This is a genomic window from Pedobacter sp. SYSU D00535, assembly GCF_017355855.1.
Lineage (GTDB): Bacteria > Bacteroidota > Bacteroidia > Sphingobacteriales > Sphingobacteriaceae > Desertivirga.
Genome location: NZ_JAFEWD010000001.1, coordinates 68,039 through 92,870, shown reverse-complemented (window position 1 = coordinate 92,870; position 24,832 = coordinate 68,039). Strand labels below are relative to the sequence as shown.

Genomic DNA, 24,832 nt, shown 5'->3' with positions numbered 1-24,832 from the left:
CTCATGCTTATATACAACAATAAGCATGAATGATAAACAACTGCTCCGGCTCTTCGATAAATACCTTTCCGGAACGGCAAGTCAGGAAGAACTCGAGTTTATCGAGGGATGGTTCCGAAGAACAGGCGCTAAAGTTCCACCTGTGCTTTCTGATCAGCAAAGGGAGCATATCCGCACTGACATCTATCGCAGTATTGAAAAGAGGATAGATCCTGAGCCGGTGAAGAGTTCCGGCAGGTTGATCAAAGTCCTGCCATTCTTATTCAAGGCAGCTGCCCTTCTTGGCTTCGCCCTCTTATTCTATGGTTCCTACGAATATTTAAAAACGGGTAAAAAGCACGGGAAAACCCGCGAGGTGCCGGTCTTTACGGAGCTGCACGTACCTGCGGGACAAAAAGCTAAAATAACGCTGCCGGACAGCAGTACCATCTGGCTGAACGGGCGTAGCAGCATTCGCTACAGTAAAACGTTTGACAAAATCAGGGAGGTATACCTGGACAAGGGCGAAGCATTCTTTGAAGTAAAGCACGATAAGCAGCGGCCTTTCGTAGTCCATTCAGCTGGTATCGATACGCGGGTATTAGGTACTTCCTTCAATATTTCCGCCGGCAGCAGAGAGGAAGATTTCGTGCTTTGTGTAAGTACCGGCAGGGTGCTCGTTTCCGAAAGTCAGGGGAACCGCCGAGTGATTGACACCGTTACCAGGGGATATCGCCTTAACTACCGTCGCAAAGACGGTGGCTTTAGCAAAAACACGGCAGATGTAAGCAATTATACTGCCTGGAAGGATAACCTCCTCGTATTTAAGGACGCGACCTGGACGGAAATCAAATCAAAAATTGAAAACTGGTACGACGTTGAGGTAATATTTCAGGGAACGCGTTCGGGAAAACAATTGTTCACCGCAGCCTACCGGGATAAGCCTTTGCGCGAAGTGCTGGAATCGCTCCGGGACATCAACTCCTTCCACTACCGCATCGATAACAGGAAAGTTTTTATAAGTCATTAACCAGGATCAGCCAAAGGAGGACAGTATATGTAAGATAACGCTTTTAAACAAAGCTGCCCGAGCTATTGGCCCAGCTCCGGGCAGCAGGTCTTTAATCTCTTTCAATAATTAAAAACAGTTAAATGTATGAAAAAACACTTAAAAAAACTCTTTTACCATACCATACCCATCATGAAATTCTCGCTTTTAGTCTTCACAGTCATAGCAGTATTGAGTGGTTCATTAATGGCTAATAAAACCCGGGCGCAGCAGTTGAACCAGGTCAGGCTGCGTTTGGAAAACCGCCCGGGAACGTTGGACGAACTGTTGCAGGAGCTACAGCAGAAATCCGGCTTTATGATCATGTACAACTCCCGGGATTTGGGTGGAGAGCGACCACTCCCCTTCACCCTGCCCAGAAATGAGCAGTCGTTAAAACAAATCTTGGACCTGCTTTCCCGCGAGATGCCGATAAGCTACCGTCAGTCGGGCGAAAATATCTATGTGCGACGCAAGGCACAGCCCGGCAGCATAAGGGGCTCCGTAACGGACGAATCCGGCGAGAGCCTACCTGGTGCCAGTGTCCGTGTAAAAGGGACCAACAAAGGTACCATGACCAATATGCAAGGTACCTATGTGCTCTCACTCGAGCCGGGAAACTATACGCTAGTAGTAAGCTATATCGGCTACCAGAGTCGTGAATACCCTGTTACCGTTGCTGAAGGCAGCGATCAGGAGTTGAATGTCAGCCTTAAAGCGATGGCGCAATTGAAAGAAGTGGTGGTCAGCTACGGGCAGCAGCGCAGAGCTGAAATCACAGGAGCTATAGCCCAGGTAGATGCCGAGGACCTTCAGGACCAGCCGGTAGGTCAGTTTGCCCAACAACTACAGGGACGAATTGCAGGGGTCCAGATCAACCAATACAGTGGCCAGCCCGGAAGAGGCATCGAATTCCGGATACGGGGAGCTGCCTCACTTTTTGCGGACAACCAGCCACTGGTAGTAATTGACGGAATACCGGTGACCGGAAGTATCAACAATATCAATCCGGCAGAAATTGAATCTTTCACCGTCCTGAAGGATGCCTCATCAACCGCGCTCTACGGATCAAGGGCAGCAAACGGTGTCATATTGATCACTACCAGGCACGCGAAAGCGGGGGAATCGAAAGTAGAGTTCAACAGTTTTTATGGGATCCAAAAAATCCCGGAAGGCAGAATACCGAAAATGATGACGGCACGCGAGTTCGCCGAATTTCAAAACGAGTATTATGAAGACAGAGTAAAATACGAAAACTACAAAGGGACGCTGGATCCCGTGTATCAGAATCCGGAACGCTACGGCGAAGGAACCAACTGGTTCAACACCCTCACCGAAACGAATCCTATTCAAAAGTATGACCTGATCGTATCCTCGGCGAGAGAGCGTTCCAGCTCTACCATCATTGCAGGCTATTTGAATCACCAGGGAGTCGTGTTAAACACCGGAACCCAGCTCTTTTCGCTTCGTCTCAACCAGGATCTTCGTTTGAATAACGACCGGATAAAGCTTGGATTTAATATCGCGCCAAGTTACCGGATAGATCATAATAACCGACTGAGCACCGATGGCCTGAATGGTCTGATGGAGAAAGTCGTAGAAGCTAGTCCATTGATTTCCCCAGTAAACCCTGATGGTACCATGCCGCTTTACGTTAACTCGCCGGGCATGGTGACAAATCTGAATCCTTACGCCCAATTTTTACAGACGAAGGACGACTACAAGACGACCCGGATCCTGGGAAATGCCTACCTCAACTACGAGTTTCTGAAAGGCTTGAGCCTGAAAACCAATTTCGCGGTTGACAAGGGGGCAGAAACCCGGAACCGCTTTGTGCCTTCCACCATTGTGGCAAATGGTATCGCCAGTGGATTAAGCAGTGCAGTTGACAATTACTCCTGGACAGCAGAGGCTAATCTGCATTACAATAAAACCTTTTTTGATTACCACCATGTGGAGGCGCTGGTTGGCTATTCTGCCCAAAAGTTCGATCAGGAAAGTAACTCCGTAACGGGTACCAATTTTCCAAATGATGATGTGGAATGGATCTCGGCAGCGACAGCGATCAGTGAGGGTAGCAGCAATACCACCCATTATTCCCTTATCTCACAGATCGCCCGACTGAACTATAATTTCAAAAGAAAGTATCTTCTATCAGGCGCCGTTCGCCGCGACGGTTCTTCCCGATTTGGCAGTAACCGGAAATATGGCTACTTCCCTTCCGTAGCCGCGGGCTGGGTATTGAGTGAAGAGCCGTTCATGGATAGGTTTACCAAGCTGGACCTCCTGAAACTTCGCGCCAGCTACGGTATCACAGGTAATAACAGCATTGGAAATTATACCTTTATTCCTAATACAGGTAGCTATAATTATGTATTTGGAAATCAACTAACTCCTGGCATTTCCATCAGTAACCTGGGCAACGTGGATCTTGCCTGGGAGCGGAACAAACAGTTTAATATCGGAGCAGACTTAAGCATTCTGGATAATCGCGTATCATTTACCTACGATTATTATGATAAGATATCAGACGGGTTGATCATGGACATGCCGATTCCCCGCGCTTCCGGATTTACCACCATTAAATCTAACGTTGGAGTGCTTGAGCTATGGGGACATGAGCTTAGTCTGAATACGGTAAACCTCACCGGAAAGCTCAAGTGGAACAGCAGTTTCAACATGTCTTTCGACCGCAACCGGATTAAATCACTCGTAAATCCTGGCTTCCTTCGCCGGAACAACACTACTTCCTCCGACTATTACCGCCACCAGGAAGGTCGCTCGCTAGGCGAATTCTACGGCTTCGTTTTCGAGGGTTTGTATAAAGACGAGCAGGATCTGGCCAATTCTCCGAAGTTGCAGATCTCCGGTCTGAAATCGGCAGTAGGTACCGTCAAAATGAAGGACGTGAACGGAGATGGCTTTATCACCAACGACGACCGTACCTTCATTGGAAACCCCACCCCAGATTTCAACTTCGGTTTCTTCAACGACTTCCGATACAAAAATTTCGACTTAAATATCGCCATGGCGGGATCTGTTGGAGGAAAAATTATGAACCCAGGAAAATGGGCCTACCTGGCTAACCTCGACGGTGCCCGCATGATGCTGGCTGCTACGAAGGACCGGTGGAGGTCGCCGGAGAATCCTGGTTCGGGTGTTTATCCGCGCACCATGTCGGGCACTACCGGTCTCGGTCGCAGTGTAAACACCCAGTGGATCGAGGATGTCTCCTACCTGACTGCCAAAAATATCTCCCTGGGCTATACCGTGCCTCTAAAGAATAGTAAGACGCTGAGCAACCTTCGCATTTATGCCTCCGTGCAACAGGCTTTCACTATCAGCAACTATTCGGGCATGAATCCGGAAGTAAATGTGGGAGGAATGGACCCGTCAAAGGGTCTGGGGATCGACGAGAATGCGTACCCTGTTCCCCGTACTTTTTCTTTAGGTATCAACACAACATTCAGATAAACGACACAGACAAATGAAACTATCGAAATCAACATACGGACTTCTGCTGATGCTAGCCCTGGCGGGAAGTTCCTGTAAAGAATCCTTTATTGACCTCGCGCCGGAAGATCAGCAATCCAGCGAAAGCTTCTTTCGCACGGAGGAACAGTTCAGACAAGCCGTTACAGCAGCCTATACTCCCCTGCGCGACCTGCTGGTCAACGACTTTTTTACTGGGGAAATGCGCTCTGACAATACGCATTACGAATTTTATGAGATCAACCGGGGCACCGCTTACCTTTTCAGGGAAACTATTGCCGATTTTACCGACGATCCCAACAATGCCTACAGCAATGCAGTCTACTTCCACTGCTACAAAGGTATTTCGAGAGCGAATATTGTGCTTGGAAGACTAGCGACGGCGACGCTGGAAGAGAAGGCTAAAAACGAAATTGAAGGACAAGCAAAATTCCTTCGGGCTTTCAATTACTTCAAGCTCGTCCGCTACTTTGGGGAAGTACCGTTGTACCTGAAGGAAGTTAGCACAGCTGAAGATGCCTTCCTAACAAGGAGCCATGTTGAAAAAGTGTATAGCCAGATCATTGAAGATGCTAACGATGCAATCCTGAAACTCGATGTACCCAAGTTTCCTCAAACGGGACAGGCTACGAAGGGGGCAGCCACAATGCTCCTTGCAGAGGTCTACATGACCCTGAAGGACTATGATGAAGCGGAGAAGCTGCTTAGAACCCTTCCGGGGATGGGCTACCAGCTCCTACCCGACTATGCCGCTGTTTTCTCGACGGCGAACAAAAACAGCAGGGAGTCGATCTTTGAAGTTCAGTATATGGCTGGTGCCCAGGGCGATCAGCAGAGCACCTTTATCTATTCATTTCTTCCGAGAAGTCTCAATACTTCCATCATTACCGGCGTTGCCACTAACAACAGCGGCACAGGGGGCTGGAACACGCCTACAGAAGATTTGATTAATGCTTATGAAGAAGGCGACAAGCGGAAGGCCGCTTCTATCGGTATTGCAGAGGGCACCTACAATGCCAGCAATATCTTTTCTATCTCTGCAAACAAAAGCATTGAAAACTATAGCCCGGCCGCGGGAAAAATTGGTGTTCCTTATATCAAGAAGTACCTGAACCCGCATAGCATCGCCAACAATACCAACGACAACTGGCCCATCTACAGGTATGCGGATGCACTCCTAATGTTGGCCGAGGCCCTCAATGAACAGGGATTGTCGCCTCAGGCACTGCCCTACCTCAATCAGGTGCGTGACCGGGCATTTGGTGCCGGTGTGTCTCCTATCACCACTACTGACCCTGCTGAATTGCGTGACATTATTGCTCGCGAACGCAGGGTGGAGCTGGCATTTGAAAATCACCGGTGGCATGACCTGGTAAGGACCGGTAAGGCCATAGAGGTAATGACAACCTATGGCGAGCAAATGAAGAGCAAGTTCCCTTACCTCGGCGCTGACACCTACAATGTGACAGCCGAAAGGCTCTTGTTCCCTATTCCACAGTCGGAGCGTGAGGTAAACCCTGCATTAACTCAAAACAAAGGATACAACTAGTGAAAATGATTTTGAACAAACTGAACCAGCAGCTTAAATTCCCTTTAAGCTGCCTTAGTCTTCTTGCAGTGGTAGCAGTCTACGGACAAACTACGCCGCCAAAAAAGGTAGCTGACACAGCTAAGGAAAAAAAGGAATTCTCTATAGCAGTGATTCCGGACACTCAGTACAATACCAAAGAAAGCCAGGGCGGCTCCAATGCACTTTTTACTGCCCAAACTGACTGGATTGTTAAGAACCGGGAGAAAGAAAACATCGTCTATGTGATTCACGTGGGAGACATTGTAGACGACGGAGATAGCAAGCCGGAGCAATGGGATAACGCGGTGAAAGCACTGTACCGCCTGGAAAAACCACAGCCCGGCCTGCCCTACGGGATTCCTTACGGTCTGGCCGTAGGAAACCACGACCAGTCGCCGAGCCAGTTCGCTGTAACCGGTAACACCTATTACTTCAATAAGTATTTTGGTGTGGAGCATTTCAAGAACCGGCCCTGGTATGGCGGAAACTATAAAAATGACAACGACAGTCACTACGACCTCTTCTCGGCAGGAGGTTCAGACTTCATCGTCATCTATATTGAGTATGATGCGTTTGACGAGGACCAGGAAAATATGAACAACTGGGCCGCAGGCTTGCTGGATAAGTACTCCGACAGGAAGGCAATCGTCGTGAGTCATTACATTATTGGTTTTAATAAAGTTCCCGGAACGAATCTGGGAGGAGAAGCACAGTTCGGCAAGCAGGGTAAGAGGCTGTATGACCGCCTTAAAACGAAACCGAACTTGTTTATGATGCTTTGCGGACATGTCGGGGATAACGGTGAAGGCTACCGGCAGGACACCTATGCAGGCAAAACGGTCAAAACTTTCCTTGCCGACTATCAGAGCCGGCCGAGGGGTGGCAACGGTTTGATGCGACTGATGAAGTTTTCTCCTGAAAAAGATCTGATTAGTGTCCAGACACTCTCCCCGGACTTGGGCACCTACGAACGGGACGGCGACAGTGAGTTCGTGAAGCCCTGGTTGCGCGAATCTTCCGCTTCGAGGATCTACGATTTTAATAATGATGGCAAATCGGAGATAGCGTTCTATCAGGCGGGTACCTGGCACATCGGTGGTGATAAAGTAAACTTTGGGAAAGAAGGTGACATTCCTGTTCCCGCCGACTACCTGGGAAGTGGCAGAGCAGAACTGGCAGTCTACTCCCCTGCTGAACAAGTGTTTCGGATTAAGGGCCTCGCCGACCAGCCTTTAGGAGAAGCAGGAGACGTTCCGCTTCCGGCAGATTATACCGGCGATGGTGTTGCGGATCTTGCCGTATGGCGTCCTTCAAATGCTACCTGGTACATTAAAGGCCAGGAACCCAGGAAGCATGGCTGGAAGGAATCTTTGCCTGTTCCCGCTGATTATGATGGAGACGGAAAAGCAGAACTGGCAGTCTTCCGCTATTCGAACCACGTATGGTACATCGCGGATCTGGGTAATGTTCCTTTCGGGCAAGACGGAGACATCCCTGTGCCGGGAGATTACAACGGAGACGGAAAAAGCGAGATCGCTGTCTACCGCCCCTCTTCAGGGGAATGGCTTTTTTATAATGCCAAAACAGCGGTCAAGCTAGGCAAACCGGGAGACATCCCAGTGCCGGGAGATTACTTTGGCAATGGCCGTATAGAGCCTGCGGTATACCGTCCGGCGAGTGGCACTGTTTATTCTGCCTCCGGGAAACAACTGAAAGCAGGCTCCACAAAAGCAGCGATCCTCAACCTTCCTTATCCTATCAGAAGCGCTTTCTTCAAAAGCGAATGATAAGTTGGACTAATAAAGGCTGTCGTGAGACAGCCTTCATTAGTTTTTTCCAAATCTGCTCCACTCCTTCTCATCTGCCAGTAAAAGTTCTTCTTCGATTTAGTTATTTCCAGCCAAGCACGCATTTACCAACGGCGTAAAAGTTTCTTCCATCCACTTTCATCATCGCGGTATACACTACCGTGAAGGTACCATCGTCTTCCTCAATCGCACAAAGCGGAGTGCGAGTGTAGTGATCGCCGGGCTCCGCCCATAAATTACGCTGATTCTGAATCTTTACTCTGGTTTCCTTCGTCCAATGAATTCCATCTTCGGATAAACTATAGCCGATTTCGTGGTCCCCCATCGAATCATAGATCATCAGGTAACGACCATCCTTCAAACGGCTGACTACTTCATTTTCGGTAAACACTTCAGCTAGTGGAAGCGGATTAAAGCCTTCCGGCATACGGGTCCATGGACCGGACAGACTACTCGCGAAGGCAAGTCCTGTGGGCCAGCCTGTCATGGGGATGTAATTGTGCCCGTCGTAGGGTGAGTACCACGTGTTGCCAACTTTATAGGGGTTAAAGCAGGCTACTGCCTGTTGCCCTTCCCAGGCCTGGGAATTTGCATCTGGCTCCAGTACGATTCCCATATCTGCATAGGGACCAGCGATTCCGTCAATTCCGGCTATTGTTGATTTAGCCCGCCAAATCCGTCCCTGATAATCACTTCCCGGGATTTCACCCTTACTTTCGTCTCCTCCCCGGTAAGCGACATAGAAGATATTCCAGGCATTCTCCTCCTCATTAAACACCACACCTGTCACCCAGACTTCGGCACGCGGATTTGTATGGGTACGACCAGGTACGCTGTTGACTACTGTCGACTGCCGTTTCCAGTTCCGGGCGTCGGGGCTTGTCCAATGCGAAATTCGAAGGTCGCGATGGGGCCGCTCAAACATTTCGTTTACGAACATATGGTACACTCCCTTCAGCTTCACTACCTGTCCGGTTTCAAAGCCAGAACGGTTATGGGTAGCGAGAACGTCGGGATGATCGGCTTTAATCACCGGGCCTTTCTCGGCTGAAATTAGCTGGAGCGTTTGTTTAGATTTTCTTGGCGACAACATACTTCCGCGCATGTCCTGGCTCTTCTGCGAAAAAGCAGGAAAAAAGCTAACAAGCAGTATAGCATAGCTTAGGAGGTACTTGCAATGGCTGAACTGTTTTTTCATATAAATCCAAGATATAATTAGTTGTTGAGGGATGGAAAACTAGAATCGAATAAACCATTCCTTTTTCCCCTGGATATAGCCAGGAGCAGTTTAAATCAATTGACTAAAGTAAAAACTAAAAAAACAAGAACTGAGAAAATACCTTCCAAAAAAGTTTTTAACTATAGAAACATTTTATTTATCAATCTGTTCTCCCTTTATCTACTTCTGAAATCTATGAAAACGCTTCTTCCCTACGCCCTGCTGGCATTGGCCGCTATTACAATGAGTTTTAAAAAGAGAGAGTATAAAGTTGCCGTCACCTATATGAATGGTCGCAGTGATACCCTCGTTTTTATAACCAGCACTAAGAATAACGTCATCGCCTCGCTTGAAGACACGGGCTATTGCTTAAGGTACCGTGTACGGGGGATGTCGAAAGAACCGCTTGTTTTAACCTGTTCTGTAAAAAGTTATGAGGTCAGCAAAAGGAAGATTTCGAATGAAGAGCTGCTTAAAAGCAATCTTAATCTCTATTCGGCGTTCCAGTACAAAAAAAGTACCCGCTCCCCTCAGCTTATATCGCAGGGATCTAAACTGAAATAAGAACCGGCGGAGAGAGTGATCTGTTCCTGTCCTTTATTTGCCGATACAGAACTTGGAAAAGATATTATCGAGCAGGTCGTCTGTTGTGACTGTGCCCGTAATCTCACCCAGGTAATGTAGAGCCTGTTTGATGTCCATAGCGAGAAAATCGGATGTTACCGGATTGTCGATGCCATGAAGGACGCGTTCGAGGGAATCCAGTGTTCGCTGGAGTGCTTCGACGTGTCGGATATTGGTTACCAGCACATCGTCGGTGCTGATGTTGTGCAGGTTTACTTTGCGCAGGATTTCGTCCTTAAGTTCGTCTATTCCTTCCTTATTTTTGGCCGAGATGAAGTTGGGATTCAACTGGGCGAACTCATACTGTTCCTGCGGACTCAGCAGATCGCTTTTATTCACTACTGCTACGAGGGGAATCTGGAGTTGCTCCACTTCGCTTATCTGTTCCCTGATCTCTTCCAGCTTCTGCAACGGATCCACCAGGTAAATGATCAGCTTTGCCTGTTTCATTTTTTCGAGCGTGCGCTCCACGCCCTTCGCTTCTATAAAATCCTCCGTTTCGCGGATTCCAGCCGTATCTATAAAGCGGAACAAGATACCGCCAATCGTCATCTCATCTTCGATAGTATCCCGGGTCGTTCCGGCAATGTCAGAGACTATTGCGCGGTCCTCATTCAGCAGCGCATTTAGTAGTGTTGATTTCCCGACGTTCGGTTTTCCGGCAATTACTACCGGTACTCCGTTCTTCATTACGTTGCCCTGTTCGAAGGAGCGAATTAACCGCGTTAACACTCGGGTGATCTGCAGGATGAGTTGCTTCAACTGATCGCGGTTGGCAAACTCTACATCCTCCTCCGAAAAATCGAGTTCCAACTCAATAAGAGAAGCAAAATTGATCAGCTGCTCGCGAAGCACCTTCAGTTCGTTTGAAAAGCCGCCTCGCATTTGCTGGAGTGCTACCTGGTGAGAAGCCTGAGAGTTGGATGCAATGAGGTCGGCAACAGCTTCTGCCTGCGACAAATCCATCCCGCCATTGAGAAACGCCCGCAGCGTAAATTCTCCCGGCTGGGCTGCCCTTGCTCCTTTCCTGATCATCAGCTTGATCATACTTTCGATGATATAGGGCGACCCATGGGTGGAGATTTCTACCACGTTCTCCCTGGTATAAGAGTGGGGAGCAATAAAGAGCGAAACCAGTACCTCGTCGAGGATTGCTTCTCCGTCGCGGATTGTTCCAAAATGAATGGTATGGGATGCCTGTTGAGAAAGGTTTTTGCCTTTGAAAACGCTATTGGCGATGGCAATTGCGTCCGGCCCGGAAAGCCGGATCACGCCTATTGCGCCTAGTCCCGAAGGCGTTGCGAGCGCTACGATAGTGTCGGAGTTTGTCATACTGAGTGCGGGCAAAGTTCGCAAATATTTTGCTAAGAGCGGTTGCTTTCCTGCGCTTGTTTCATCTGATCGCCTCATCTACTCATATGATAAAAGAATCTGGCTGTTGCTAGCCCAATCAGTGGTGACGACGGGAAGCAGAAACCCGCGAGCCAATTCTGACCAGGATAATTTGAGACAGTTTTGTACGAACGTTTTCGGCTTCGAATTGTTAATCCTCAAAAGAAACGTCCGCTTATGCACATTGAATTGTCCCCTAAATATGAAGAAAGCCTGACAAAAATCATCAACCTGTTGGAGATCGATGCAAGTATCTCTGACTCTTTTAATGCTGGTGGCGAGACGATTATTCTGGCCGCTGATCGTGAGGATCTGGAACGGATCCTGGAGACAGACAGTGCAGACCTGGTGGCTCCGGGAAGTCCTGAAGGTTTCCCGCGGGATATTGATGAAATCAAAGCACTGTTGAACGAGCAGCTGAACGAGGATATCTAAAAGTAAATCAATATAAAAGGCTGAATTTCTTCAGCCTTCGTCCTACTAAAAACTATTAACCATACTGTTATGAAGTGATTTAGCACTCCAGTAACCGCTGGCAATGATTCTTCTAATGGTATATAAGGGATCGTTCTCATCTCTTTTAGTCGAGAGGATAAACGCGGCTTTAAAGCCTCTTTTTTTAAGTTCTGGTATCGCTTGCTCGTTCCACAAGCCAAAGGGATAAGCAAAGTACTCGATCTTCTTGCCTGTAATTTCTTCCAGTCGCTTTGTTGGTTTTTCTATTTGTTGCACCCAGTCTTCCGCTACATATTTCTTCACGTTTTTATGATCATATGTATGGCTACCGATCACATTTCCTTCGTCCGATAGTTGTTTAATTTGCTCACTATTCATGTACTTATATTTTCCCATGCGGCCAATGGAAACGGTCATGATGAAATAGACGGCTTTGAAACCGTACTTCTTCAACTCAGGAGCAGCAACGGTAAACTGATCCAGATCCGTATCATCAAATGTTATCATCACGGGCTTTGCTGGAAGTGGATCTCCATACAACAGGTAATTGTAAACCTGATCAGGAAGAACCGTCTGATAACCACTGTCTGCAAGCATTTTAATATGTTGCTTGAAGGTACTTACCGGGGTAATGTAATCTTTAGCTGTCTTAGAATCGGTGGCTCTCCAATCCCTCACCTGGTGGTAACACAAGATAGGTACCTGCTTTCTGGCAAGAATGGTGGCTGCGTCTGCCGGCTTTCGTTCCTGTTGGGTCCTTGCTTGCTGAACGGGTGCAGAAGCAGCGCCGATACTGTCCGCGACTGCCGCGTTCTCGTTGTTGTTCTCCGAACTAACTGTTTTGCTTTGCTGGCAGGCAGTGGCCAAAAATAAAGAGGCTAAAAGCGTAAAAGTAAGTGCCTTGTTATAAATCATAAGTATTTCCAAAGCTGCAAAAGTAGTGGAAAAGAATATGATTTAGCCGGCTAAATACGAGAATTGTGACTTCCCTTTTCTTCGGTCTCCTCCTTCGACTGGGCGAAAGTAATACTGCAAGTCAGGATTGAAAGATGAAAGCAAGGGATAGTTGGCGCTGAGTGGATTGTAGTATCTATGTAGCCGAGATTATGCGGCTAAAGTAATAGCTGCTGCATAAACTACCATCACAGGCTTGACATTGTGTAAAAATGAAAAGAGCCGATAAAAAATACCGGCTCTCTTACTGTTAGTCGTGTCCTTCCAACTTAACTAATTTATTGTAAAGACCTAAAAGCAGGAATGGTGCAACCCATTGGCCAACAAATAGACTTTTAGGCTTTTTACCTATTACCTGCAGTACTAATGACGTTGCAATCGCAGCGCCGGCAGTCCACAGGAACAGGTCTGAAGGAAGTTTTGCAGTTTGCTCTTCAATTGCTCTCGCTACAGGACCTTCTGAGTGTTCAGGATTGAAATTAGTTGCCATAATGTTTCTTGTTAGATAGATGTTTAATTAATTATAGAAAGTTTACCAATTCTTATGCCAATTAATTGAAATGAAATTTCTCTTCCGAGCAATTTGCTTGCGCTCTTGTTAATAACAAAAAAGAGTGTGATATGTTAAAGAAACTATGAATTCTATTGAAGAAAAACTGAACATCCCGGCAACGGGTGTCATTATGCAAAAACTGGGTTTAGAGTACGACGGACAACTGGAAATGGCCGAACCTGAGGCCACTTACAGCTACTCTGTCCCTGTTATCACGGATGACTGCCCCGGGCGCCTGCAGTATTTTCCTTTAAATAAAAATTCGGAGGATGGACTTTCAGAACATTTCGATCGTGAGGAACTGCTCCAGAAGATCGAAGGAAAAAAATACTGTGTGATTATTTGTAACTCGTATGATAAGCTGGACCAGGAAGGAAGTCGGACGTCGTATAATCCTTATGGTGGTTCACCTGCTTACATCGCGGCTGTTTGGGATGCTACCGAGGACCCTTTAATGGCCACCACCCTATACAGCTGTACCTTTCTGACGGAGGCAGCTCCTCACGAAGCGCCTTCCGAGCTTGAGAGAGTGCCACTGTTTTTAAAGGAAGAAGAAGTGCAGGCTTGGCTTCACCCTACTGATGACTTGCAGAAGAAAGAAATACTGAATCGCGTTTAAACGAAGAAGCCGCCTTTATATGGCGGCTTCTTTGTCTATTACTTGCTCAGTTCGGCAAAGTATTTATGGAACAAAGGAATGGTCTCTATCCCCTTGAAGTAGTTGGCGATATCGTATTTCTCATTGGGCGAATGCAGGTTATCGCTATCCAGTCCGAAGCCCATCAATACTGTTTTAATTTGAAGTTCCCTTTCAAACAGCGCTACAATAGGAATACTTCCACCACCCCGTGTAGGAATCGGCTTCTTACCAAATGATTCCTCTATTGCTTTTTCTGCAGCCCGGAATGCAACACTGTCTGTAGGAGTAACTACAGGCTCTCCCCCATGATGCGGACTTACTTTCACCTTCACCGATTTCGGTGCAATATTTTCGAAGTGTTGTTTAAATAATTGTGTGATTTTTTCTGAGCTCTGATTGGGAACCAATCGCATTGAGATCTTGGCGTAAGCCTTGGACGGAAGAACCGTTTTTGCCCCCTCTCCAATGTACCCCCCCCAGATACCATTTACCTCTAATGTTGGCCGTATGCCGGTTCGTTCGATGGTTGTGTAACCAAGTTCGCCCCATACATCCTCCACGCCTAAGTCCTTTTTATATACCTCTTCGTTATAAGGAGCTGCGTTTAACATCTCCCGCTCTTCCTCCGTCAGACTTTCCACGTCGTCATAGAAACCAGGAATGGTGATATGATTATTCTGGTCGTGTAAAGAGGCAATCATCTGGCAAAGGATAGTTGCCGGATTAGCCACTACACCGCCGTAAACGCCCGAGTGCAAGTCCCGATTAGGGCCTGTAACCTCTACCTCCAGGTACGACAAGCCACGCAAACCGGTCTCCAGGGAAGGATTTTCCAGACTGATCATGGCAGTATCAGAAATAAGGACCACATCCGCCTTTAATCGTTCTTTATTTGCCGCCACAAACTTATCCAGATTGCTCGACCCGACTTCCTCTTCTCCTTCAATCATAAATTTGATATTGCACGGAAGCGAGTTGGTTTGCATCATGATTTCAAATGCTTTCACATGCATGTAAAATTGACCTTTGTCGTCGCAGGCTCCCCGGGCGAATATCTTCCCCTCTCTTATCGTCGGCTCAAAGGGAGGAGTTTCCCAAAGCTCCAAAGGATCCGCTGGTTGTACATCATAATGCCCGTACACCAGTACCGTCGGTTTGGTTGGATCAATTATCTTTTCTCCATATACAATTGGGTAACCGGCCGTGGAGCACACTTCTACCTGTTCTGCCCCCGCTGCCTGTAGCTTTGCAGCTACATACTCGGCCGTTTTTAATACATCCTCTTTGTATTTTGGATCTGCACTGATCGACGGAAAACGCAGCAGCTCGAATAACTCATCCAAAAACCGCTGTTTATTTTCCTCTACGTATTTTTTGATTTCTTGCATACGAGACTATTTTCAGCAAATATAACTGCATGCATAGCAGTTTGATTTAGGTAAGGAAAAAATTTGAGACTGTTTAATCCCAGCCATATGTCTTGTCACCTATTCCGCCGGTCATTACGGTTGATTCTGGCTGACCTTCAGCTGGTTTTACCTCTTCTTCTTTCTTGCAGGAAGAGAATCCAATAACTACGAGGGCAAGGGCAAATAGTGTTTTTTTCATGTTTTTAGTCTGTTTATGTTTAGCGTAATCTGTTGTGTTTCTAATAATTAATCCCAGCCATAAGTCTTGTCTCCTATTCCGCCTGTCATTACGGTTGATTCTGGCTGGCTTTCAGCTGGTTTTACTTCTTCTTCTTTCTTGCAGGAAGAGAATCCGATAACTACGAGGGCAAGGGCAAATAGTGTTTTTTTCATGTTCTTAGTCTTTTTGTGTTTGGTGTAATCTGTTTATGCTTCCTAATACTTAATCCCAGCCCTAGGTCTTGTCACCTATTCCGCCTGTCATTACGGTTGATTCTGGCTGGCTTTCAGCTGGTTTTACTTCTTCTTCTTTCTTGCAGGATGAGAATCCAACAACTACGAGGGCAAGGGCAAATAGTGTTTTTTTCATATTCTTAGTCTGTTTGTGTTCTTTAATAATTAATCCCAGCCATAGGTCTTGTCACCTATTCCGCCTGTCATTACGGTTGATTCTGGCTGGCTTTCAGCTGGTTTTACTTCTTCTTCTTTCTTGCAGTAAAACACTATTGATAGTCAGCTAGATGTATATCAAGAGATACAAATATGAAACAGAAAAACAGAATCCATTAATACTGTTATTTTCAGCGTGTTACAAAGGTAATTATTTCAAATAACATTTAGATTCTAGTATTTAGTTTTATCTATCTGACAATGCAAAATCTTGTCCAACCTGAAAATATTTTGCTACTGCATACAAAAATGAAGCGTGTAGTTTCTTAGTATCTGATTAAAACGATCAAATGGTCGTACATTAAAAGAAGTACGGGAGAAGCATTTAAGATTTGCTATACATGAAAACGTTCATCACACTTTACTAAAACATCTATTTCTGGGCAAATCTTCTTAAATTCATCCTTGTAAATCTGTTCAATCTGTTCCTTAACATTGATATAGGAACCAGTAGCTACTTGGTAAAGGGTGCCATCATGCATGGGAATTAATAAATCAGCGCCCTGAACATCTTCCGCAACACGTAATACAGCCTGCTTATAAATCAATGATGCTGTACCTTGGATTAAGTGACTTAATGCCCAAGTATATTCATCGTTCTTTCGATATCTGTAGTTTCCTTTGGTTGTTCCGATTCGACTGCTGCTGTGAATCGAATTATATACCTTATCTCGAAAAACTTCAAGCTTCTTGAATCTGTGAAAATAAGCCTTCGCATGTTCACTTAATGAATTGTCACCATAGATATATCTGTAGAAAATGATTTTGGCGTCTCCTCGTTTAGTCTCGTCACCAATTACCTCCCTTGCAAGATCCCTATAAATGTCTTTTTTATAAAGGTTTATCAAATTATTGTCCTTGCTTATTGATGCAAGAATACCAGCTTCAAATTGACAATAATCAATATAAAGTAAATTATAGCCTTCATCTGCTTCAATAACCACCCGATTGGCCTTTCTAAGATTTTGAAGACCAGGTTCTCTTAATGTTATCCGAGATGTAATTGTACCGAAGCCATGATAAGTTGGGTTCGTTCTATTCTCTCCTCCCCAATGCGATAGCATCATTAGCAAACTATCAAGATCTTGCTGATTTCGAAAAATTTCGTAAAACATTTTACAAACTTCATCATCTCCTCTTCTTGCCTTAAAAGTAAACGTTGTAGATTTTATGAGATTATAACCACATTTTTCTATATAATGCCGTTGTTGATCAATACTATCTGGATTATAGATATTATACTTTAATTGCAAGTTGTTTTTTGCCCTATAGATTTCCCTCTCTAAACTCTTGCATAATTCTAAAATTATATGTGCGTTAATTTTTATCCCTTCAAGCTGCCTTCTGTATATAACTTTATTTATTTTTTTCTCAATCTCCTCGAACCTATTTTTTTCTTCCGTATCCTTTTCGTACAATTGAAGAAACACTTTTGCAATAGCTTCCAAGCATTCTTTAATTGTAGCAGAGCTTAATTTAAAATCCTGACCAACAACCCTATAGTGCTTTAGAAACGAGAGAAGTTTCCATTTTTTATCGGCTCGAAACTCTTTTCCTTCTTGAGACATTTGCTTATCAAATGATTCAAGATCAATTATATCAGGCAGAGTTTTGATGCCTTGCATCGATTTTATAGATCTAATGACATCTGCAGTTTGGGACGAAACTAAGGTAACATCTTGAGAAACTGGAAGATGCAAAATTGATTCAGAATGGTCGTCGATATTTAATCCATGCCATTGGTTATTAAGTAGAATTATCGCAAATCTTTTCATTATAGAGAATATAATTGTTCAGCCTCACTTTCTTCCGTCTCTTCCGATTCCTCTGCCCCCTGTACAAAAACAAGATCCTTTTCTTTCCACCTATGGCTAAAAGCATGAGCTTTATTTAAGGTACTTTCTATTTTGTCAAATGGTAAAAGATCTGAAGTAAAGTGTCTCAAAGCAATAAGCGCAATCCTATTTTGAAAATACCCATGAGTGAAACCTTCGCCCAGTTTTCTTAGAACTACTCTTCTATAGGCCGGATTTACCGAACATAAATAGATAATCATTGCGCCGATTACGGAGCGATTGGTGTCGTCATTCCTTTCAATCTGTCTTATAGCATGGGCTTTGAGATCTGCATGGTTACATTTATGTTTAGCAAGGAGTAACCATATTTGATAAGTTTGAAAGGCATAAGTGTTATATCTTACTTTCAATACGATTCTTTTTAGAGAATCAATAAAATGTGTTTCAATAACATCAGAAGAGATATAATTTAAGACTTTGCAAACTTCTGTAGTGGTCCAGGGTCTATTAATCAAGGCTTTGGTCGCCTTCAAAATGGTTGGAAGAAAATCGGAAGCAGCGTTTTCAAGAGAGAACTTTTTTATCGCCAAAAAGCGAAATGTATTAAATGCAAAGTTTAATCTTTTTTGAGCATCATCGAAACGCTCTACTTTAACCTTTATATTATCCTTTATCAATTTAATACTTCCATGAAAAGCTTCATTAAGGTACTGTTGATTCTCTGATTGTCTATATCTGCTAATCTTGGCCAAATCGAAGTTAAATTCTACAAAAAAGTCTTTTCTAAATTTCTCGTCAGAAGAGCAACCTTTTTCATTTTCCTCGATAAGCGTTATAATTTTTGTTTTTTGTGAATTAACAGACAGATAGCATCTTCTCAACTCAAATTCGAAAGTTTGTAGTATTCGCCTGGCTTCAAATTTATTTTTGCAAAAAATTCTGATGTCGTCCATGAATCTGTAGTACACTATGCCATGGCTTTGCATAAATACATCTACTTGATTAAGATAAAATGAGGCCAGCAATGACGATGCATCACTATTTTGAGGAAGTCCGACATCTTGATTACTGAACCTTCTTAACATTTTGGTTAGAAGGAGAGCTGCATTCTTTTCGTTTTGAGTCTCGCATACTCGTAAAACTTTTTCATGAAGAAGCTTCTTGCTTATATTGTCATAAAAATTCAACAGATCAACTTCAATAACGCAGTTAAAATCATATTTTCCATCTACATTTCTTTGTAGTACTGTCTCTTCTAACTGATATTGCAATTTCTTCCATTGCTCTACTCCATTTAGGATCAAGTTGTTTTTGGAAAATCTGTTATATCGGGCTGAATAGACTGAGTTAATCATAGCTGAATCAAGCTTTTCTGCAATTACCCCAACCGCTGCCATATACATTATTCTATCAATAAATGGTACATTTAAACTTTGCCTTAATGTAAATTGCTTTTTCGGTACGTAAAATCTTTCAGCTACTGAAGCTTCGTACGTTACACCGGATAAGTATGGCTCCAATTGAGCAAAAAGATAATCTTGATTAAGTAAATCAATATATTTTAATGGGTCGTAAAACCAGTCATCTGATATATCCGTTGAAAGCCGCCTCCTAGCTAGCTCTAAATTCAAACACGCATCATTTATTATAGCTTGATTTATATCTACAACATTGCTACCAACCTCCCTTTTAAAACTAGAATTTTCTGTACTTAATTCAACTAGTCCTAAGGATTTTAATTGCAAATTAATATCTGCAAATTTGATTCTGGTACAATCAATGGTTTCATTTTGAAAATCTTCATTGGGATACCTAGAAATTATCCCATAAAGCACGCTTTTAGTATTTAGGAAAACACCGGCGCCCGACATTCCTGGTAGGGCACTTGCTTTAAGATTAGCATGTAAAGAGAAACGTTTTGCTGTTATATCATTTCTCTCCAAGTTAAATTTGCTTAACTCACCTTCGTTAGCAGAAAAAACAGCCCAAAAAAAGAATTTTTCATCTTCAACCTGTAGCTCGTCCGCCACAAAAATTTGTCTAAAAGACAACTTGTGGTTTTTGCTTACTTTTATTACCGCAAAATCTTCCTCAAACACAATTAGCCTATCCTTTACCTCTGACTTTTTAATAAGATCTAACCTGTGAAATTTATGATCATGCAGGTATTCAAGTTCGATTTTCCCTACCTTATGACTGTCATAGGGTGTATTTGAATCTTCCTGAAATAAATGTTTTGCGGTAAGAACATAATTGTAAGAAATACGGTTAGGAGTAGAATACAATACGCCGGAGCCGTAACCGTTGACACCACTAATGTTAGTTTTAATTTTTATGCCGCAACTTTTCAGTTTTTCAGAGAGCGACTCCATAAGGTTCGTTGTTTTTTATTAATTCGATTTTATATTTCTTTTTCTCTAAATCTGAAATTTTTAACGCATTTAGAGCCTCCTCATAATTGAAAAGTAATTCCACAGGCTTGGTATCTTTTCTCAAGAATTTTAATATCTTCAGAATGGCTCTTTTATTTGGAAGAAAATGTTTCTGACTGTTGGTGCTTATGATAAACTTGTTACAATCGATTTTCTCAAGAATTCCTTTTGATAAACTTCTGTAACTTCCATGATGAGGTAATTTTACAGCAGAAAAAAAAGCTTTTCCAGTATTAGGATCAATTAAAGTATTTACAACGTCTTCCAATCGATCAGGTGTAGAGTCTGCAGTTAACAAAACCCGCGAATTTTCATGTTCGATCAGAACAACGACACTTGTTTTATTTGGGAGAGACGTATCCAAGCTTGCATCGTCTATAAACTCTTCCAAAGTCGCCATTGGCGAATTCCAATCACAACGATAATCTCCAGTTAGATATGCACCTTTCTGAGTTGAATATTTCTCTAAGATTTCCGTGGTAGGTCCAAAAAAAGTAAGCTTGAGATCCTCAAATTCTCTACATATACCAAACTCAATAGAAGTCTTCCAATTACGACCTATTCGTGTTAGAAGATTTTCTACCTCGAAAGCTTGTTTATAGGATAAATTATTTGAATCGTCCCTACTTATTTTTCCCATGATCTTTCTTGGAGAATTAAAAACGACTTCTTTGATAAAGTCTTTGCCATAATCTTCATCTATAATAAGATTTAAGAGTTCAAGAATTCCTCTTATATGATCATCATCATGATGCGTAATAATAAGCAAGTCTAACTTTTCTTCAAGTTGCCGAATCTGAGAAACTTGCGATAGTAAAAATTTGGGTTCATTACCACCATCAATTAATATATTTTTGTTATTATGCTGAATTAATATGGAGTCTCCAGTCCCTGCTTTTAAAAATTTTATCTTCATGATTTTACTTGATTGATTACTGTCGATCGAGCTATTTATCAGTAATGATGTAAAAATTGTTTCCCGTCTTCTTTAACAGTAAATCGGTCGCTCCCAAAAGTTTTAGATGCTCGGGTTCATTAATCAATAGTTCTCTACTTAATCCAGGTTGTACTACATAAATATTAAAGTTGATCCTGCAATAACCGGTAGATAACATACTTAATAAGAGTTTAATGTCATCTTTCGTACCCTTCTCGAACCTAGAATTTCTGCCCTGATTAATTCTCAAATTTTCTCGACGGATCATGTGATTAAGAAGCTCGATACTCTGATGTCGCCAATGAAAGCTTCTTTGAGCCTGTCCATTTACTTCATAAATATCTTTTAACCTTGCTCCACTTTGCGGTTTGCTTGAAAATTTGCAATGATATAAACTGACATCAATTTTATAGTCAGCATCAGCCCAATACTTTATTGCAACTATATCACTTGCCTCGTTAGCGCTGTCATCATCAAATACAATCTTACAATCTTCATCTGATTTCAACTGCAATAAAATAAAATATTGAATGGAATTTAGACGTTTTTCTTCCTTCTGAGACTCTTGCTGAATATTAACACCTTTCCAATCGTAAGGAATAATATTATTGACGTCAAAAATATCGTAATCACCCTTAAATCTGAGCAGTATATTATTGTGCATTTTTGAGTTATCATGGAATCGAATGATTGGCGGATATTCATAAAACACCTCCTCCAATAATTTCAAATCGCCTCCTTGAGTTATATATAGTGGGATAGTAGATTTAAGCTCATATTTAAAGCCTCTGCCTTCATCAATCAAATGCAATCTGTACTCAATTCTTAACTCATCAATTTGAATTGAGAAGTTTAAAATACTTGCATCAAATGATACAAGAGAAATACCATAGTCTACAATTGGTATATTTCGGTAGAGTGCTAAGTTCGGATACGCATAAAGTTCCTCATTCCAAGATATTGAGACAGGGACAAGGTCAATAGGCAAGGTTGTAATTACTTCTGGCTTTTGAATGAAGCTGAATATATCATCTGTATTTATAGATTCATCGAGAAGCTTTAATCCAAGCAAATCACACCACGTGCAAAAATCAGGTATACTTTTTACAAGCTTAGTCCAAACACGCCCTTTTGATGAACAACCAATACTTATTTTCTCGCCATCCTCATATCCAACCCCAAAAAGATTGGAACTTGATTTAGTTTTATTATCTAATTCATCCAATCCATTTACAATACCATTTCCGGCGTACATTGTAAAACTAATCGGACCATCAAGTACCGATTTCAGCCCAAGATTAAAAAGTTCTATTTGAAAAATATTTCCCAGACATCGGTAAATTTTAGACTCATTAAATAACGATATATTCTCACCAACAACTAGTTCGCCTAATTCTCGATGAATACTTCCATTATTAGAACTGTTGATATACAACAACTTCTGTTCTTCGTTTAGGTATACGATGTACAAATGGTACGCACAATTTAATAAATCATCAATTTTTCCCCATTTTACAGATTCAATCTGTTTAACGATGATTATTAACAGCTTTTCTTCTTCATGTTCTACTGAGACTGCTTCATACTTATCTTTATCAAACAACTTTTTGTACTTGTTGGGGTTCCATTCGATTTTAGAGTCATGAAGTTGAAATACAACCGTACTCATTGCCGGCATTATATTTCTTAACGGGATTTTATTAGGAATTTCCGCTTGAGAGAAGTTTTTAAAAAAATTCTCTTCCTTAACTATCGACTCAATTATCTCTTCGTTTGAGCTTTTTATAATAGTATTCCAGTCTGAATCCTTCTGATACAACTTGTTTAATGTACCCTTCAAGTTTGGGTCAGCAATATTTGCAACTATCGATGCTTCACCCAGCCTTAAGCTTGAGTCACGAGTAAACCTGCCGAAAAATTGAAAGGACGTTGTTATGTTCTTATGAAGATCATGTAATGCACAAATTTTAAGTTGAGGCAAGTCAAATCCTTCTCCAAGCATGTCAACACACACAATTATCTTGTGAAGTCCCTTTTTAATATCTTCCAATAACGCCTTTTTATCGGGCGTATCACTATCTATTAATATCGGATTGAACTCTGTATACTTACTATATATATCATCAAACACGATCTGAGCTCGCTCTTTAAGATCAACACGTGCCATGAGTATATGATCATACACTTTTCGATCCTTAATCAAAATATCAATTGCTTTCTGCGCAATTGCTTTATCAGCTGTTTCAGGATTAAAATCTAAAATGTGATGAAAATTTATATTCTTGTAGTACCCATCCCTTTGAGCAAGTGATAATGGATAATTGTAAATTATTTCACCTTGAAGCCTTTTTTTATCGTTTCTAAATGGAGTTGCAGTAAAGAGAAGAACAGGGAGCTCTAAAATTTCTACATTTTGCTTGATTTTATTCCACTCCTGTGCTTGACTATGATGCGCTTCATCCATAGTAAGCACCTTAAGCCATTGTAAAAATTTGCTCTTAATCTTTGAAGGTCCTTTAAGAATTCCTGTAATAATCTGCGGGGTTGAAACTATAACATTTGACTTAAAAATTTGATCAGCATCTTCGTCAGATTTAATTTTTGTGTTTAAATGTCCTACCAAAGGAGCCTTAGCTTCAAAGGAAATGATCTCTGTATCTGGTTGTTTTAATATTCCAAGAGTTTTAAATTTATCAAAAATTTGTGTGCGCAATGATGCCGTTGGTACGATTACTAGTAGACCAGTAAGCTTCTCAGCAACAGTTAAACATAACATTGTCTCAGTCTTGCCTGTTCCTGTTGGCATAACGACTACAGCAGGCTTAGAAGAAATACTCCAATGCGCTTGAATTGCATGCAACGCTCCTAACTGTGGGGGTCTAAGCCCCTTTTGTAATATCGATGATTTATCTTTACTCCTAGTCTCTTTTTTATACTTGAAGGCGTTCTCCCATGAAGTCTCTACTTCGCTACTCTTGGGGATGTTGATATATACAGCTTTCTTTGAGCATTTAGCTAAAACAGAGTAAGTTAGTTTATCATATTTAGTTGTATCAACAAAGAAGGCAGCATCGTATCCATTAGGAATGCTTGATTTTACTGTTGAAATGAAATACTTGGAACCATTATCTGAAAAAAATTCAAATCCACTATAATCACTAGCCGTATACTTTCTCAGTATGCCTTTTTCTGTGCCAACATGATACTCGATCTTATTACCATGCACAGGAATAACTTTTGAACATTCAAACTTAACAACGAACTTTTCTTCAGGAAATAAACTAATCATTCAAGCATTAATAAGCCCACATGAAAAATCATGCAGCAATCGTGAAACTCATCGGCCTGAACTAATTGAAATAACGGGAGGTGTAAGTAATTATGGTCAGGTAGTTCAAATATAACTTAAAAGATAGGCTGTTTCATGCTTGTGGAAATTTTTTTTTTACTACACATGATGTCAACTCTACTAATTATCAATTAAGCTAAATAAAATTTCAGTATATCCCTTCATCTGATCTCCACAGCATTGTTCTAAAATCAGTTACTAGAAACGGATAGGAAGCTTAAGGCTTCCCTTTTTATTTTATTCACCTAGTTATACAAGCTAACTATCACGGATCAAATGGACCATTAAGCTTTTATCCCTTCCCAGATTCTGCCTTTCGGATCTTAAATAGAATTTCTTCAATATGCTTTTTAATACTTCTCATCTGGCTCTTCCGGATGTGAGTATAGTCCATTAGTTCAAAAAGTGATAACTTTATGAACCTTCGTTATTTCCTCTGGAAAAGGGAGTCAGAAAGTAGGGTTTAATTAGGCCATAAAAATTTGATTTAATTAGATGATAACCC

Annotated in this window: 19 protein-coding genes; 7 read left to right on the top strand and 12 right to left on the bottom strand. The window is 42.4% G+C overall.

The features are described from left to right. Positions 1-25: 25 nt before the first annotated feature. From J4N23_RS00360 to J4N23_RS00345, 4 genes are all read left to right on the top strand, one after another. Positions 26-1,009, top strand: coding sequence for a FecR family protein (locus J4N23_RS00360; RefSeq protein ID WP_207425018.1), 984 nt, complete (start codon positions 26-28; stop codon positions 1,007-1,009). Between the two features lie 126 nt (positions 1,010-1,135). Next, positions 1,136-4,501 (top strand): SusC/RagA family TonB-linked outer membrane protein, encoded by a 3,366-nt coding sequence (locus J4N23_RS00355; protein WP_242689029.1) that lies wholly within the window; start codon positions 1,136-1,138, stop codon positions 4,499-4,501. Positions 4,502-4,514: 13 nt separating this feature from the next. Next, positions 4,515-6,068, top strand: coding sequence for a RagB/SusD family nutrient uptake outer membrane protein (locus J4N23_RS00350; RefSeq protein WP_207425017.1), 1,554 nt, complete (start codon positions 4,515-4,517; stop codon positions 6,066-6,068). Between the two features lie 5 nt (positions 6,069-6,073). Then, positions 6,074-7,876, top strand: coding sequence for a metallophosphoesterase (locus tag J4N23_RS00345; protein ID WP_207425016.1), 1,803 nt, complete (start codon positions 6,074-6,076; stop codon positions 7,874-7,876). A 103-nt stretch (positions 7,877-7,979) separates the two neighbouring features. Here the strand turns inward: J4N23_RS00345 and J4N23_RS00340 are convergent, their stop codons facing one another. Next, entirely contained in the window at positions 7,980-9,095 is a 1,116-nt protein-coding gene (locus J4N23_RS00340) for a hypothetical protein (protein WP_207425015.1), read from the bottom strand. 216 nt (positions 9,096-9,311) lie between these two features. Here J4N23_RS00340 and J4N23_RS00335 point away from each other — a divergent pair, with 216 nt between their 5' ends. Next, complete coding sequence (locus tag J4N23_RS00335; protein WP_207425014.1) at positions 9,312-9,680, top strand: hypothetical protein; 369 nt, start codon at positions 9,312-9,314, stop codon at positions 9,678-9,680. 33 nt (positions 9,681-9,713) lie between these two features. On the opposite strand, the gene mnmE is transcribed toward J4N23_RS00335, so the two are convergent. Then, entirely contained in the window at positions 9,714-11,072 is a 1,359-nt protein-coding gene (mnmE, locus tag J4N23_RS00330) for a tRNA uridine-5-carboxymethylaminomethyl(34) synthesis GTPase MnmE (RefSeq protein ID WP_207425013.1), read from the bottom strand. A 237-nt stretch (positions 11,073-11,309) separates the two neighbouring features. On the opposite strand from mnmE, the gene J4N23_RS00325 reads away from it, so the two are divergent. Further along, a complete protein-coding gene (locus J4N23_RS00325; RefSeq protein WP_207425012.1) occupies positions 11,310-11,567 on the top strand; it encodes a hypothetical protein in 258 nt (85 codons plus the stop codon). 45 nt (positions 11,568-11,612) lie between these two features. On the opposite strand, the gene J4N23_RS00320 is transcribed toward J4N23_RS00325, so the two are convergent. Then, positions 11,613-12,503 (bottom strand): polysaccharide deacetylase family protein, encoded by an 891-nt coding sequence (locus J4N23_RS00320; RefSeq protein ID WP_207425011.1) that lies wholly within the window; start codon positions 12,501-12,503, stop codon positions 11,613-11,615. Between the two features lie 289 nt (positions 12,504-12,792). Beyond that, a complete protein-coding gene (locus J4N23_RS00315) occupies positions 12,793-13,032 on the bottom strand; it encodes a hypothetical protein (protein WP_207425010.1) in 240 nt (79 codons plus the stop codon). Between the two features lie 145 nt (positions 13,033-13,177). Between J4N23_RS00315 and J4N23_RS00310 the strand changes: the two genes are divergently transcribed. Beyond that, a complete protein-coding gene (locus tag J4N23_RS00310) occupies positions 13,178-13,714 on the top strand; it encodes an SOS response-associated peptidase family protein (RefSeq protein WP_207425009.1) in 537 nt (178 codons plus the stop codon). Between the two features lie 38 nt (positions 13,715-13,752). On the opposite strand, the gene J4N23_RS00305 is transcribed toward J4N23_RS00310, so the two are convergent. From J4N23_RS00305 to J4N23_RS00275, 8 genes are all read right to left on the bottom strand, one after another. Continuing rightward, positions 13,753-15,123 (bottom strand): dipeptidase, encoded by a 1,371-nt coding sequence (locus tag J4N23_RS00305; RefSeq protein ID WP_207425008.1) that lies wholly within the window; start codon positions 15,121-15,123, stop codon positions 13,753-13,755. Between the two features lie 73 nt (positions 15,124-15,196). Further along, positions 15,197-15,343 (bottom strand): hypothetical protein, encoded by a 147-nt coding sequence (locus J4N23_RS00300; protein WP_207425007.1) that lies wholly within the window; start codon positions 15,341-15,343, stop codon positions 15,197-15,199. Between the two features lie 47 nt (positions 15,344-15,390). Further along, entirely contained in the window at positions 15,391-15,537 is a 147-nt protein-coding gene (locus J4N23_RS00295; RefSeq protein WP_207425006.1) for a hypothetical protein, read from the bottom strand. A gap of 61 nt (positions 15,538-15,598) precedes the next feature. Further along, positions 15,599-15,733 carry a hypothetical protein gene (locus J4N23_RS21050; RefSeq protein WP_255534768.1) on the bottom strand — a complete coding sequence of 45 codons (135 nt, stop codon included), beginning with the start codon at positions 15,731-15,733 and terminating at the stop codon, positions 15,599-15,601. A gap of 415 nt (positions 15,734-16,148) precedes the next feature. Beyond that, positions 16,149-17,588: a DNA polymerase gene (locus tag J4N23_RS00290; RefSeq protein ID WP_207425005.1), complete on the bottom strand. Its 1,440-nt coding sequence runs from the start codon at positions 17,586-17,588 to the stop codon at positions 16,149-16,151. Then, positions 17,588-19,981: a reverse transcriptase domain-containing protein gene (locus J4N23_RS00285; protein ID WP_207425004.1), complete on the bottom strand. Its 2,394-nt coding sequence runs from the start codon at positions 19,979-19,981 to the stop codon at positions 17,588-17,590. Before J4N23_RS00285 ends, J4N23_RS00290 begins: the two co-directional genes overlap by 1 nt. Then, a complete protein-coding gene (locus J4N23_RS00280) occupies positions 19,965-20,957 on the bottom strand; it encodes a ComEC/Rec2 family competence protein (protein WP_207425003.1) in 993 nt (330 codons plus the stop codon). The genes J4N23_RS00285 and J4N23_RS00280 overlap by 17 nt, the downstream gene beginning before the upstream one ends. 31 nt (positions 20,958-20,988) lie before the next feature. Beyond that, a complete protein-coding gene (locus tag J4N23_RS00275; protein ID WP_207425002.1) occupies positions 20,989-24,267 on the bottom strand; it encodes a DEAD/DEAH box helicase in 3,279 nt (1,092 codons plus the stop codon). Between the last annotated feature and the right edge of the window lie 565 nt (positions 24,268-24,832).